A 13,970-nucleotide genomic window follows, 5' to 3' on the forward strand; every position below is an offset into this window, starting at 1 on the left:
AACGAAACTATTAAACATAAAAAATGGGCCTTATTCATAATTGTATAATTATAATAAAACCCAAATTTATAGAAGATTATTGTATTTATCCGTTTATTTTCAATTTCATTCCGGGTTTAATACCTTCATTGCTAATATCGTTCCATTTTTTTAAATCAGCAATAGTAACTCCTGGATATTTTTTAGCAATACTATACAAGGTATCACCCTTTTGAACGTAATAATCTGTGGCTTGTTGTTTTGAAGTTGCAGCAAAAGTATCTGCCTTCTTGAAAGAATTAACACTAGCCAAAGAAGTATTGATTGCTGGTTCGTTTTTAGCAACTATTAATGTCTTCCCTAAGGGTACTGTATTACTAGCTAGCTTATTCCATTGTTTCAATTCATTCAAAGAAGTTCCAAATTTCTTAGCAATCGTTCCTAGATTATCTCCTTTTTGAACTACATATTGAATATTCTTCAAAACTACTGGAGTAGCTACAACTGCAACAGCTCCCTCAGTTTCAGTTGATTTTTCACCCACTTTAAGTTTTGCACCTAGTTGAATAGTACCTGTTGTCAAACCGTTCCAAGAAGTTAAATCGGCAATACTTACATTATGATTTCTGGCAATAGAATTCAGATTATCCCCTTTTTGAACAATATAATAAGTTGCTTCGTCCTGAGGCTCTTCTTCAGAATGAACAACAGCTTCCTCTTTGTGAACCTTTACTTCGGCAACTGCAGCCTTGGAGGTTGCAACTGATTTATTTGATTTTACAATCGAATCTGGAACAGCTATTTTTAAATTATCTCCGTATGCAATATAACTGCTATTCAAATTATTCCATTTCATCAAAGATTCCACACTCACATCATATTTACTTGCAATAGCATTTAGGTTATCGCCTTGCTTCACTTTATAGTATTGTGTATTGGCAGCCGTTAATTTTATAGAATCTGATTTTGACACTGATGTAGCTGCAATGGCTCTGTTGTTTTGAAAAGTACCCGTTCTATTTTCAGACTCACGTTGCACATAAGCATAAATTTTTTCTTCATTAGAAACGAATACTGCGATTTTATCCTTTGGCAACTTTAGAAAATGCTTCGCATCATTATAAACAGGAATTGTATTCAATTTATAAGAAGGGTTTAGTAGTTGCAATTGTGCCATTGGCACATCTAACAAATCCGATATTTGCTTAAAAGTCATTTCTCTTCTTATCATCACCGTATCTGTAGCGAAATGTTGCAAAACAGCTCTATTGGGTTTGATACCGTGCTCTTTATGATATTCATAAATATACATAGTCGCTAAAAAAGCAGGTACATATCCTTGAGTTTCTTTAGGTAAATATTCGCGAATGTCCCAAAAATTTTGCTTTCCACCAGAACGACGAATGGCCTTAGACACATTTCCTGGACCCGAGTTATAAGAAGCCAAAACCAATTCCCAATCTCCAAAAATAGCATGCATATTACTCATATACTGTGCTGCGGCTTGGGTAGCTTTTAAAGGGTCACTACGTTCGTCAACATAAGAATCTATTTTTAATTCATATTGTTTCCCTGTTTGATACATGAACTGCCACAATCCCGTCGCTCCCATTTTGGAAACCGCTTTAGGATTTAAAGCCGATTCTACTATGGCTAAATATTTTATTTCTAAAGGAATATTTTGTTTGGCAAAAGTCTCTTCAAATAAAGGAAAATAATACTCAGAAACCGCCATCAAACGTTCGTATGATTTTCTGCGGTATTTCAAGAAAGACTTGATTACATTTTCAAGGTTTTCGTTGTATTGAATTCTAAAAGGCGATTTGGCATTCATTGCTTCTAATCTCGATTTTAATAAATCGGTAGGCAATTCATAATCCACTTTGATACTCGAATCAATACTTGCAATATCAGTGGTCATCTCATTATACAAATCCAAATCTGTCAATTCCTTTAACCAAAGATTATCCACACAAGCGGCTAAATCGTCTTTAACAAAAGTCTTTTTGATAGAATCTAGGTAGCTCACCTTAGTCTCTAAACCAACAATTCCCTTGCTCTCAGCAACTTCTTGCGAAAACAAAGGAATTGATAGTAATAAAGAAAGTGAAATTGTTATATTTTTTATAGTCATATTTCTTTAGTTAAAACGCTTATTCATAACTTGTTAAGAATAAATTAATGCAAACATACTACGTATTAACTAAAAAAAACTATAAATATTGTTAAAAATGATATTTTTATTCTAAAATTGCTGCAATACCAGGTAAAACTCTACCTTCAAGCATCTCTAACATCGCTCCACCACCTGTTGAAACATAACTCATTTTGTCTTCAAAACCGAATTGTTTCACAGCAGCAACTGAATCTCCGCCTCCTACAAGTGAGAAAGCACCGTTTGCAGTTGAAGCAGCAATATAATCGCCTAAAGCTATTGTACCTTTAGCAAAAGTTTCCATTTCAAAAACTCCTAGTGGACCATTCCAAAGAATTGTTTTAGATTCCATGATTACTTTTTCGAAGTTTGCTAATGATTTTGGACCTGCATCCATTCCTTCCCATCCGTCAGGAATGTTATTTACATCAACTACTTGTGTATTAGCTGAATTTGAAAAATCATCACCAGCAACCACATCCACTGGAATATGAATTTGAACTCCCTTTTCTTTAGCCAAACGCAAAATTTCTAAAGCCAATTCTTGTTTGTCATCTTCACAAATAGAATTACCAATTTTTCCACCTTGAGCTTTTACGAAAGTAAAGGTCATTCCACCACCAATAATCATGTGATCTACTTTATCCAAAATATTTTCGATAACAGTGATTTTTGAAGAAACTTTTGATCCTCCAAGAATAGCTAATACTGGCTTTTCACTGTTATTTAATACTTTATCAATACTTTCAATTTCTTTAGCCAATAAAGCTCCAAAACATTTAGCAGTTGGAAAAAATTGAGCGATAATAGTAGTCGATGCATGTGCTCTATGTGCAGTTCCAAAAGCGTCATTTACATAGATATCTCCTAAGGAAGCCAACTCTTTTGCAAAAGCAACATCACCGATTTCTTCTTCAGCGTGAAAACGTAAATTTTCTAATAACAAGACTTCACCCGCTTGTAAAGTAGCAGCAGCTGTTTTAGCTTCTTCTCCTACACAGTTAGCAGCAAATTTTACTGGAACTCCAAGGATTTCAGAAGTTGTTTTTAAAATATGTTTTAATGAATATTTTTCTTCAGCTCCTTTTGGTCTTCCTAAATGCGACATTAAAATCACGCTTCCACCTTGTGCTAAAATAGCATCAATTGTTGGTTTTGCAGATACAATACGCGTAGTGTCTGTAACAATAAAGTTTTCGTCCAAAGGCACGTTAAAATCAACGCGAATTATTGCTTTTTTATTTTTAAAATCAAAGTCGTTTAAAGTCTTCATTAGATATGTTTTAAGTTTATTATTTCAGAAAGTGCAACAAATATAGAACTTTTAGGTTAGTATAATATTTCATTAATCTAAAAAAAAGCCCATTACTGGAACGAAAACGATGTAAGTCGTATAAAAAATTTAGAAAACTCTATAAGATTTAGTGAATTCGACAAAAAAGCTACAAAATGTTTTTTTATTTTATACTAATACCTAGCTAAAAACAGATGACAAACGTTTTACAAAAAACTAAACCCGTCCCAAAGCATCCTTTAGAGCAGCAATTAGCTCGAACCACAATTTTTATCAATTACACAGATTCTTAAACGATTAAAATTCGTGTAATTCTGCTTTTAATTACATTGAAATTTGCGGCAATTTGTGCAATTTCTAGCAAAACATTATAAAGGAATAAACCCTACCTAAAAGTCACACAAACTTTGTTTCTCAAAATTTTTGACTAATCCATTTTCTGTTATCTTTGCTTTATGCTATTTTCAGAAATTTTAGGACAAGAACACATCAAAAACCACCTGACGCAAAGTGCCAGTTCAGGAAGGATTCCGCATGCACAACTTTTTGTAGGTCCCGAAGGCTGTGGTACTCTACCGATGGCTATTGCTTATGCGCAATATATTTTGTGCCAAAATCAAAATGGAGAAAATACAGGAGAAAATATTGCTTGTAACCTGAAATTTGACAAAATAGCACATCCCGATTTACATTTTGTATATCCCACTGTAACTACTGATGAAGTCAAAACCAAACCCAAAAGCATCGATTTTATTGCTGATTGGAGAGAATTTGTATTACAACAACCCTATGGTGGATTGTTCGACTGGTACGCAGTTTTAGGAGTACAAAACAAACAAGGAGAAATTAGAGTTGATGACGCTCAAGAAATCCTTAAATCCCTGGCGCTAAAATCCTATGAAGGCGGTTATAAAATTATGATTGTCTGGATGGCAGACAAGCTCAACACCGCTGCTTCAAATAAATTATTAAAATTATTAGAAGAACCACCAGAGAAAACGATATTCATATTAATCAGTGAAAACGAAGAAGACATCATTCAAACGATTCGTTCCCGTTGTCAAATCCTGCATTTCAATGGATTGAGTCAATCCGTTATTGCAGAAGCTTTGGTTAGCAAGGAACAAATTGACGAAAAATTAGCTCTTAAAATTGCCCATCAAGCGCAAGGTAATTACAACAAAGCCTTGCATTTATTACATGATGATAGTGAAGAACATCCTTTTGAGGAATGGTTTGTAACATGGGTAAGAGCGGCATTTCAAGCCAAAAAAGACGCTTCGGCTATTCACGATTTAATTACTTGGAGCGAAAAAATTGCAGCCTTAGGAAGAGAAAGCCAAAAGAAATTTCTAGATTTTTGTATCGAAATGTTCCGTCAAGCTTTGATGCTGAACTATGAAACACCAAGTTTGGTCTATTTTGAACCTAAGATAGCAAACTTCAAATTGGAAAAATTTGCACCTTTCGTTAACGGAAATAACATCATCGAGATTTATAATGAAATTGGCGAAGCCATGTACCATGTGGAACGTAACGGAAATGCCAAAATAATTTTGACCGATTTATCTATTAAACTAACCCGACTCATTCATAAAAAATAACCCTCATGAACAATCCAGCCTCTTTATTGATATTAGTGTTTTTTGGCATAACTTTTTTGCAATCCAGCTATGAAAAATTGTTCTATTGGCAAGAAAACCTTAGTTGGCTCAAAGAACATTTTGCACAAACAAGGTTGAAAAACTACGTCAAGCCAGCTTTAATAAACTTAGTTGTTATGGAATTAATTTCGACCATACTGTGTTTTGTAGGTGGTATCGAATTAATCGTGAGCGACGGTAGACTTTTTGGTTTTTATGGTGCTGTTTTTTCAGCTATTACTTTATTGATGATGCTTTTTGGACAAAGATTAGCCAAAGATTATGATGGTGCTCGTACTATTGTAATTTACTTCATTCCAGCGGTAATGGCTGTGTATTGGTTGAATTAGATAAACAATTTCAATGGCAATGGCAAAAATCAATGTCAAAAAATTATGAAATAATCAAAAATTACTATGACTCCAAAAACGCCTTCTGAATCTTTGACTGTATTGACCGATTTGGTTTTGCCGTCTGAAACGAACCACATTCACAATCTTTTTGGAGGTGAATTATTGGCTCGAATGGATCGTGCTGCCAGTATTTCGGCCCAACGCCATTCTCGCAATATTGCTGTAACCGCTTCGGTCAATCATGTGGCGTTTACCAAAGCCATTTTGTTAGGAAGTGTTGTGACCATTGAAGCTAAAGTTTCCAGAGCTTTCAATAGTTCTATGGAAGTCTATATAGATGTTTGGGTTGAAGACAGAACATCTGGCGAAAAATCCAAAGCCAACGAGGCGATTTATACTTTTGTAGCCGTTAGCGAAACAGGCAAACCAGTCATCGTCCCTCCTATTGTTCCTGAAACTAAACTGGAACAAGAACGCTACGATGGTGCTTTGAGACGAAAACAATTGAGTTTACTATTAGCTGGAAAAATCAAAGCTGATGAAGCTACAGAATTGAAGGCGTTGTTTCTTTAGGGAGATTTAATAAAACTAAAGTTTCCCGAGTTTTTTAGATAAAATTCACATTTGAAAAAAAAGTAAAATATATTCAAAAAACTGATTTTTTAGACAAAAAAAAGAAGTATTTTTACGGAGCTTTTTATTTAAATATAAGCCAAATTGACATTGTAAACACACTTATTGTCAATTTATTAAAGAGGTAAAACGATACAAATTAATGAAAGAAAAGGTAAAAGAGACGATGAGTTCAGAGAAAGAAGCAAAATTAAAAGCGTTACAATTAACGTTAGATAAATTAGACAAAACCTACGGAAAAGGAACGGTAATGAAAATGGGCGACAAAGCCATTGTGGAAGTCGAAACCATTTCTTCAGGTTCTTTAGGTGTAGATTTAGCCTTAGGTGTAGGCGGTTATCCTAAAGGTCGTATTATTGAAATATATGGACCAGAATCTTCTGGTAAAACTACCTTGACGCTTCATGCGATTGCAGAGGCACAAAAAGCAGGTGGAATTGCTGCTTTTATTGATGCTGAGCACGCTTTTGATAGAGGTTATGCCGAAAAATTAGGCGTAGATATCGAAAATTTAATCATTTCACAACCAGATAACGGAGAGCAAGCTCTTGAAATTGCAGAAAACTTAATTCGTTCTGGAGCGATTGATATAGTGGTTATTGACTCGGTGGCGGCTTTGACCCCAAAAAGTGAGATTGAAGGAGAAATGGGGGATTCTAAAATGGGATTACACGCTCGATTGATGTCACAAGCCTTGAGAAAATTAACAGGAACCATTAGCAAAACCAACTGTACGGTTTTCTTCATCAACCAGTTGAGAGAGAAAATTGGAGTAATGTTTGGAAATCCTGAAACAACAACAGGTGGTAACGCCTTGAAGTTTTATGCATCGGTACGTCTAGACATTCGTCGTTCTACTCAAATTAAAGACGGTGAAAATGTTTTAGGAAATAGAACCAAAGTAAAAATCGTAAAAAACAAAGTAGCACCACCATTTAAAACTGCCGAATTTGACATTATGTATGGAGAAGGAGTTTCTAAAACAGGTGAAATTCTGGATTTAGCGGTAGAATTTGAAATCGTTAAAAAATCAGGTTCTTGGTTTAGCTACGGTGATACTAAATTAGGACAAGGTCGTGATGCAGTAAAAACTTTAATCAAAGACAATCCTGAACTAGCGGAAGAATTAGAAGAAAAAATCAAAGCTAGAATTAAAGAAATTGGAGACAACTAATTCTTTGTTTTAAAAATGCTAGAAAATGCTCGAATGTGAATTCGGGCATTTTTTTTATCTTTATTTATACTTTTTTCAAAAATGACGCAACCTTTTTTAAATAATTTCATCTTATAAGAAGACATATTATTAATTACTATTAACCTTAAAATTTGAAAAAATGAAAAAGATTCTATCATTACTCGTTTTAATTACTGCATTAGTAAGTTGTAGTTTAGACGATAAATCTTCCGACAGTTATACTTATCAAGTACTTCCTGTAGAAAGTTATGAAGTTCCTGCCACATTCAAACTAGGAGATACTTATGAAATTAAATTAAAATATCAAAAACCAACTTCTTGTCATTTGTATCAAGGAATCTATTATGCTAAAGACTTAAACACGAGAACCATTGGGATTCAAACAGCGGTAAAAGACAACCAAGTTTGTACAACTGAAGTCCCACCCTTATCTGACGCTTCTTTTAACTTTATAGTCAACAATACAGGCTCCTATATCTTTAAATTTTACAAAGGAAAAGATTCCGCTGGCGAAAATATTTTTGAAGAAGTTGAAATTCAAGTAACAGAATAATCAATAGCAGTTTCTGTGGTAGTAGAAGAACTCATTAAAGAATGTAAAAAAAACAACCCCAAAGCACAAGAACAAATCTTTAAATTGTTCATGAAAAAGTTCTTTGGGGTATGTTTAAAATATTCTAATAGTTACGCTGATGCCCAGGACAACTTACAGGATGGATTTTTGATTATTTTTCGAAAAATAGAGCAGTATTCAGGCAAGGGTTCCTTTGAAGGTTGGTGTAAACGCATTATGATAAACAACATACTTCAAAAGTACAAAGGAGTGCATTATATGGAAGTTTTAGACGAATCAATCGCAGATGTCGAAATCGAATTGGACGATGCTGAAGTCTCCCTTGACTATTTACTTCAAATCATTCAAGAACTACCCCATCAATACCGAATCGTTTTTAGCCTTTATGTTCTAGACGGCTATTCACATCAAGAAATCAGTGAAATGCTCTCTATTTCAACAGGAACGACTAAATCTAATTTACATCGCGCCCGGCTCCTATTGAAGGAAAAAATCGAAAACAGAAACAACAACACTCAAGAATCATCGGCACAATGAAAGAAAATAAAAATATAGACCGATTGTTTCAAGAACGACTAAAAGATTTTGAAGCTAGTCCAGACGAAAAAGTTTGGCAAAATATCGCAGCATCCTTAAACAAGGACAAGAAAAAGAGACGAATACTTCCATTGTGGTTGCAATATTCTGGAATTGCTTCGGCATTAATTTTAGGATTTTTTGCTATCAAATCATTAGATAAAAAAGAAGGTGTTGGTCTTGAAAATCCTGTTGTAAACAAATCCATTCCTAAGAAAACACGCTCTATTTTTATTGATGAAAATAAAACAGTTGAGGATCATAATACCGAAACGGTTACGCTTACCAGCACTACAAAAACGACTGCAAATTCAAATTTATCATCTAAAAAACCAAATGCGCTTTCTCGTTCGAATAAAACTCAAAACCTAACAAATAACCATTCCAAAACGAAATCAGCTCCAGAGCAAGAAAACACAGTTGCAAATGCAATTCAAAACAAGAACAATACCATTGTAAATCCACTAAATACCCCAGAAAAGAAAACAATTAAGAATGATGATTTAGATAAAAATATTGCGACTACTAATTCAAAAGAGGCTGTTAATAAAACTCCCGAAGAAACGAATGAACTGGAAGAAATTTTAAAAGAAAAAACGGAGAAAAAAAACGATTTGGCATCAAACAATAAAGGCAAATGGCAAGTTGCTCCTACAGTTGCTCCAGTATATCTTCAGACCAATTCGGGAGGATCAGCTATTGACAATCAGTTTTCAAACAATGACAAAAGTGGAGAAACCAGCTTAAGTTTTGGACTCGGAATTCAATACGCTGTCAATTCAAAAATAGCACTTCGAACAGGCATCAACAAATTAGTCTTAGGTTACAATACTAATGATATTATTTATTCTCCTGGACTGACCACTAATAGTATAGCAAGCATCAATTACAATAACAATCCAGACCATTTCATTGAAGTGAAAAATCAAGCTAGTTTTAGTACTTTGACAGCTGCTGAGAAAAACATTCAAAAAACAGAAAATGGAGCTCTTAACCAAACAATGGGCTATTATGAATTGCCTATGGAAGTTTCCTATGCGCTTTTGGATAAAAAAATTGGTGTTAGTTTGATAGGTGGTTTTAGTACTTTGTTTTTGAATGAAAATAAGATTTCGTTGATTTCTTCAGAATCGAATGTTGAATTAGGCGAAGCCAATAATTTAAATAAGGTACACTTGAGTTCTAATTTTGGAGTGGGTTTCAAATACCAATTGATACCCTCCATTCACTTCCATTTTGAACCCACTGTCAAGTACCAATGGAATACCTTTTCGTCAAACTCAAACAACTTTAAACCTGTATTTCTTGGCTTGTATTCGGGTGTGAGTTATCGTTTTTAAAGTTAAAATCAAGTAATTGATTGTAAATCACTTTTCGAGTTGTTTCTCTCAGTTCCTTACGGTCTAATATTGTTTTACCTTGAGTAATAATGGGTGCATGAATTTTTACACGCATGATTCCGGGACTTCCACTGAAAAAAGTATAGGAAAAACGTTTTTTATTATCGGCAAAAGTAATGGGAACAATGGGGATTTGGTGTTCAATTGCTAATCGGAAAGCACCATCTTTAAAAGTATCGAGTATGATGCTTTCATCATCAGGAACACCACCTTCAGGAAAAATACAAACACTCAAACCAAGACTTAACCGTTTTTGTGCTTTCTTGAAAACATCATTTTTGCTTTTGGAACAATTTCTATCAACTAAGATACAGGTACGTTTGTAGAAAAAACCAAACAAAGGAATCTTTGCTAATTCTTGTTTCCCAACAAAAACAAAAGGATTTTTGACCACTGCAAGCATCAACATGATATCCGTCATGGATGTATGATTTGCCACAATCATATAACTTTTTTTGGGGTGCAAATTGTATTCTTTTCTTACTTTATAATAAAATCCCATGGCAAAAAGAATAAACTTAGCCCACACACGAGCCATCCTAAAAAAATAAGGATAACCTTTATAGGAAACAATAGAAAGTATTAAGAACGGAAACATAATCAAGATTGGAAGAGCCATAACAATGTAAAACCAAAGCCTCCAAAGTATCCAAAAAATAATTTTTATTCCTTTCATGAGTTCAAAAATAAGGAATACTAGCTTAGTTTTATCAAAAACAATTAAATTTGGGGACAATTAGAATTTTTAAAAAACAATTGCCGTTTAATTTTTAAAAACATTACATCTAAAAAATCTAAACCATTAAGAAATTAAGTTTCATTAAGGCTTAATAAACTTAATTTCCTAATGGTAAAAAAAAATTATTTGTTTCCTATTTTAAAAGATCAAATGTTTACAAAATTACGGTACATAAAATAAAATAATGGCAAAAATATTGACCGGTGTACAAAGTACTGGAACACCACATTTAGGCAATTTATTAGGGGCAATCATCCCTGCAATTGCATTATCTAACAATCCTGAAAACGAATCGTTCCTTTTTATAGCCGATTTACATTCGATTACTCAAATTAAAAATGGAGAAACCTTAAGCAACAATACTTATAGTACTGCAGCGGCTTGGTTGGCTTGTGGATTAGATGTAGATAAAGTTACTTTTTACAGACAATCTGATGTGCCACAAACAGCAGAATTAACTTGGTATTTGAGTTGTTTTTTTCCATACCAACGATTGACTTTAGCACATTCTTTCAAAGACAAAGCAGACCGATTGGATGATGTAAACGCGGGTTTGTTTACGTATCCAATGCTCATGGCTGCCGACATTTTATTGTATGATGCCGAAGTGGTTCCAGTAGGAAAAGATCAATTGCAACATTTAGAAATTACTCGTGATGTGGCTTCTCGTTTCAACCATCAAATGGGGGAAACATTCGTATTACCCGAAGCTAAAATTCAAGAAAACAGTATGTTGATTCCAGGTACAAATGGAGGTAAAATGAGTAAATCTGCGAATAATATTATCAATATTTTCTTGAATGACAAAGCCTTGCGCAAGCAAATCATGTCGATAGAAACCGATAGTACACCGCTGGAAGAACCTAAAAATACTGAAACATGTAACTGTTTTGCCATTTATTCTTTATTGGCAAATGAGGAACAAATTGCAACTATGAAAGCCAATTATGAAGGTGGAAATTACGGTTACGGTCATGCTAAACAAGCATTGTTTGAGTTGATTGTAGAGAAATTTAAAACCGAAAGAGAAAAATACAATTACTATATGGAAAATCTTTCTGAAGTAGATGCTTTGTTGCAAAAAGGTGCTAATAAAGCTTCGGCTGTAGCGACTGGTGTTTTGCAAAGAGTAAGAACAAAATTAGGATTTAGTGCTTCCTAAATAAGTTCAAAACACTTATTATATACTTAAATTTAACAGCAAAAGTTTCTATTTAAACATTGAAACTTTTGCTGTTTTTTATTGATTTAACATCTCATAATTAAATCATAATTTTTCTTTTTCCTTATTTTTATTATATATTCAATTCCTATTTTTGTAACTATACCATTATTTCTATGAAATTACTTATTGTAGAGGACGAGCCCCAACTATTAGCTATTTTAAGAAAAGGGCTTGCAGAATCAAATCATGATGTTAGTGTTTCATTGGATGGCAAAACAGCCATAGAAATGATTTCCAACTATAGTTTTGATGTCGTTATATTAGACATTATGTTACCCGATATTAATGGAATTGAAATATGTCGAAGAGTTCGAAGTTCACACAATTATGTTCCTATTCTGCTATTGACAGCTTTAGGAACATCTGAAAACATCGTTACAGGACTCAATGCAGGTGCCGATGATTATTTGGTAAAACCATTTAAATTTAGTGAACTAGAGGCCCGAATTCAAGCACTCTTCAGAAGGGCACATCAGCAAAATGATATAGCCGAAACGATAACCATTGGTGAACTTATTATCAACCCTAAAGCCAAAACTGTTGAACGAGAAGGTCTGTCCATTATTTTAACAGCCAAAGAATTCAAACTATTGTATTATTTGGCTAAAAACAAAGACATGATTGTTTCAAGAGAACAAATTTTGGATAATGTTTGGGACATTAACTTTGATATGAATACCAATGTAGTCGATGTATACATCAATTATTTGCGGAAAAAAATAGACAAACCTTTCGAGCAAAAATTGATTCAAACCATTAAAGGATTAGGTTACGTTATTAAGTTGTAATTATGAATATTAGAAAAAAAATCATTTTTACTTATGTCGCGCTATCAACCTTTAGCACGTTACTACTGTGTGTGCTTGTTTTTGTGATGTTTCGCCAAAACAACCAATACCATTTTTTGAAACGTTTGGAAGATCGAGCTAAAATTGTGGCCTCTATACATTTTCAAAACGATCCCGAAAAAATCAAATATTACAGTAATCTGAAAAAAAATGGATTAGAAGAACTAATTCAGGAAGAAGAATATGTCCTTAAAGTAAATAGTGAAAATAGTTTTGAATATAATATAAATCTTAAGGTACCTAATGAATTTTTCTCGCATATTCTTCAATCAGGAAAGGATTGGTATGAAGAAGATAGTAAATATTATTTGGGTCAAATTTTTACCGAAAACAATCAAAAGTACATTGTAATTGTAGGTGCAAGGGATCGAATGGGGAAAAACACTTCGCTGTTTATCTTAAAAATCATGATTTTTGCTGGAATTGGATTTTTATTACTGGCTTACTTTTTTGGACGAATATTAGCCAAAAGAGTTTTTTATCCAGTGTCAAGAATAACCAAAGAGGTAAAAAGAATTAGTGCCTCTAATCTTCACAATAGATTACCCGAAGTTAAAAATTCACCCGAACTATCAGACCTGACAGACACTTTTAATGATATGTTAGACCGTCTGGAGACTTCTTTTGAAATACAAGCTAATTTCATTAATAACGCTTCTCATGAATTAAAAACCCCAATTACCACTATTATTGCCGAAGCCGAAATTATGCTTTTGAAAGAAAGAGAAACGGAGGAATACATAAATTCGTTAGGGAATATTTACACTCAAGCTTCTAGATTAGGCAACTTAACCGAAAGTTTACTCAAGCTCACTCAAACAGGTTATGATGGCAAAAAACAAGTACAAGATATTGCTAGAATTGACGAACTTTTATTAGAAGTGAAATCAGATATTGACAAATTATATCCTGATAACCGAGTGGTGATTAAACTGAACTTCGCTCCTACAGATTCGAATTTATTGCTTATTCCTTGTAACAAACCTCTTTTAGAATTAGCCATTAATAATATTATTACAAATGGCGTCAAATACTCAGATAACAATGAAGTTTTTGTAACACTAACTGCTGATAAAGATTCGATTAAAATAGCCATAAATGATATTGGAATTGGAATTCCACCAGAAGATATTCCGCATTTGTACGAACCTTTTTTTCGAGGTAAAATTGCGGCAAGATACATTGGTTACGGTCTAGGACTTCCATTGGCTATGAAAATCATTAGAATGCATGACGGTGAACTTCAAGTACAATCTGAGCAAAACAAGGGAACTATAGTTACAATTGTATTTAAAAAAAGTAACATTAAAATTTCTAATGTTGAATCTTAGGAATTTCTAATGTAAAATTAAGAGC

General features: G+C 33.5%; 13 protein-coding genes. 10 read left to right on the top strand and 3 right to left on the bottom strand.

Annotated features, from left to right (window positions below):
- Positions 1-85 precede the first annotated feature (85 nt).
- Positions 86-2,113 carry a LysM peptidoglycan-binding domain-containing protein gene (locus ACNH59_RS05455; protein ID WP_418264419.1) on the bottom strand — a complete coding sequence of 676 codons (2,028 nt, stop codon included), beginning with the start codon at positions 2,111-2,113 and terminating at the stop codon, positions 86-88.
- 106 nt (positions 2,114-2,219) lie between these two features.
- Positions 2,220-3,407 (bottom strand): phosphoglycerate kinase, encoded by a 1,188-nt coding sequence (locus ACNH59_RS05460; protein WP_418264420.1) that lies wholly within the window; start codon positions 3,405-3,407, stop codon positions 2,220-2,222.
- 476 nt (positions 3,408-3,883) lie between these two features.
- On the opposite strand from ACNH59_RS05460, the gene ACNH59_RS05465 reads away from it, so the two are divergent.
- The 7 genes from ACNH59_RS05465 (at position 3,884) to ACNH59_RS05495 (ending at position 9,742) form a co-directional block, all read left to right on the top strand.
- The gene (locus tag ACNH59_RS05465) at positions 3,884-5,032 is read left to right on the top strand and encodes an ATP-binding protein (RefSeq protein ID WP_418264421.1); all 1,149 of its coding nucleotides are present in this window, start codon (positions 3,884-3,886) and stop codon (positions 5,030-5,032) included.
- Between the two features lie 5 nt (positions 5,033-5,037).
- A complete protein-coding gene (locus ACNH59_RS05470) occupies positions 5,038-5,421 on the top strand; it encodes a DoxX family protein (protein WP_418264422.1) in 384 nt (127 codons plus the stop codon).
- Positions 5,422-5,487: 66 nt separating this feature from the next.
- Positions 5,488-5,997, top strand: a complete 510-nt coding sequence (locus ACNH59_RS05475) for an acyl-CoA thioesterase (RefSeq protein WP_418264423.1) — start codon at positions 5,488-5,490, stop codon at positions 5,995-5,997.
- 226 nt (positions 5,998-6,223) lie between these two features.
- A complete protein-coding gene (recA, locus tag ACNH59_RS05480; protein WP_418264875.1) occupies positions 6,224-7,231 on the top strand; it encodes a recombinase RecA in 1,008 nt (335 codons plus the stop codon).
- A 160-nt stretch (positions 7,232-7,391) separates the two neighbouring features.
- Positions 7,392-7,805: a hypothetical protein gene (locus ACNH59_RS05485; RefSeq protein WP_418264424.1), complete on the top strand. Its 414-nt coding sequence runs from the start codon at positions 7,392-7,394 to the stop codon at positions 7,803-7,805.
- A gap of 15 nt (positions 7,806-7,820) precedes the next feature.
- Entirely contained in the window at positions 7,821-8,363 is a 543-nt protein-coding gene (locus tag ACNH59_RS05490) for an RNA polymerase sigma factor (protein WP_418264425.1), read from the top strand.
- Entirely contained in the window at positions 8,360-9,742 is a 1,383-nt protein-coding gene (locus ACNH59_RS05495) for a hypothetical protein (RefSeq protein ID WP_418264426.1), read from the top strand. The genes ACNH59_RS05490 and ACNH59_RS05495 overlap by 4 nt, the downstream gene beginning before the upstream one ends.
- On the opposite strand, the gene ACNH59_RS05500 is transcribed toward ACNH59_RS05495, so the two are convergent.
- Positions 9,693-10,478 carry a lysophospholipid acyltransferase family protein gene (locus tag ACNH59_RS05500; RefSeq protein WP_418264427.1) on the bottom strand — a complete coding sequence of 262 codons (786 nt, stop codon included), beginning with the start codon at positions 10,476-10,478 and terminating at the stop codon, positions 9,693-9,695. The genes ACNH59_RS05495 and ACNH59_RS05500 overlap by 50 nt on opposite strands.
- Positions 10,479-10,725: 247 nt before the next feature.
- Here ACNH59_RS05500 and trpS point away from each other — a divergent pair, with 247 nt between their 5' ends.
- From trpS to ACNH59_RS05515, 3 genes are all read left to right on the top strand, one after another.
- Positions 10,726-11,703 (top strand): tryptophan--tRNA ligase, encoded by a 978-nt coding sequence (gene trpS / locus ACNH59_RS05505; protein WP_418264428.1) that lies wholly within the window; start codon positions 10,726-10,728, stop codon positions 11,701-11,703.
- Between the two features lie 176 nt (positions 11,704-11,879).
- Positions 11,880-12,554, top strand: a complete 675-nt coding sequence (locus ACNH59_RS05510; protein ID WP_418264429.1) for a response regulator transcription factor — start codon at positions 11,880-11,882, stop codon at positions 12,552-12,554.
- 2 nt (positions 12,555-12,556) lie between these two features.
- Positions 12,557-13,945, top strand: coding sequence for a HAMP domain-containing sensor histidine kinase (locus tag ACNH59_RS05515; protein ID WP_418264430.1), 1,389 nt, complete (start codon positions 12,557-12,559; stop codon positions 13,943-13,945).
- The last annotated feature ends 25 nt before the right edge of the window (positions 13,946-13,970 follow it).

This window comes from Flavobacterium faecale (genome assembly GCF_048320115.1).
GTDB classification, from domain to species: domain Bacteria; phylum Bacteroidota; class Bacteroidia; order Flavobacteriales; family Flavobacteriaceae; genus Flavobacterium; species Flavobacterium faecale_A.

What these genes read in the sequence shown, in the direction of transcription:
- ACNH59_RS05455 (WP_418264419.1), bottom strand. Translation starts at nt 2,113, where the DNA reads ATGACTATAAAAAATATAACAATTTCACTTTCTTTATTACTATCAATT.
- ACNH59_RS05460 (WP_418264420.1), bottom strand. Translation starts at nt 3,407, where the DNA reads ATGAAGACTTTAAACGACTTTGATTTTAAAAATAAAAAAGCAATAATT.
- ACNH59_RS05465 (WP_418264421.1), top strand. Translation starts at nt 3,884, where the DNA reads ATGCTATTTTCAGAAATTTTAGGACAAGAACACATCAAAAACCACCTG.
- ACNH59_RS05470 (WP_418264422.1), top strand. Translation starts at nt 5,038, where the DNA reads ATGAACAATCCAGCCTCTTTATTGATATTAGTGTTTTTTGGCATAACT.
- ACNH59_RS05475 (WP_418264423.1), top strand. Translation starts at nt 5,488, where the DNA reads ATGACTCCAAAAACGCCTTCTGAATCTTTGACTGTATTGACCGATTTG.
- recA (WP_418264875.1), top strand. Translation starts at nt 6,224, where the DNA reads ATGAGTTCAGAGAAAGAAGCAAAATTAAAAGCGTTACAATTAACGTTA.
- ACNH59_RS05485 (WP_418264424.1), top strand. Translation starts at nt 7,392, where the DNA reads ATGAAAAAGATTCTATCATTACTCGTTTTAATTACTGCATTAGTAAGT.
- ACNH59_RS05495 (WP_418264426.1), top strand. Translation starts at nt 8,360, where the DNA reads ATGAAAGAAAATAAAAATATAGACCGATTGTTTCAAGAACGACTAAAA.
- ACNH59_RS05500 (WP_418264427.1), bottom strand. Translation starts at nt 10,478, where the DNA reads ATGAAAGGAATAAAAATTATTTTTTGGATACTTTGGAGGCTTTGGTTT.
- trpS (WP_418264428.1), top strand. Translation starts at nt 10,726, where the DNA reads ATGGCAAAAATATTGACCGGTGTACAAAGTACTGGAACACCACATTTA.
- ACNH59_RS05510 (WP_418264429.1), top strand. Translation starts at nt 11,880, where the DNA reads ATGAAATTACTTATTGTAGAGGACGAGCCCCAACTATTAGCTATTTTA.
- ACNH59_RS05515 (WP_418264430.1), top strand. Translation starts at nt 12,557, where the DNA reads ATGAATATTAGAAAAAAAATCATTTTTACTTATGTCGCGCTATCAACC.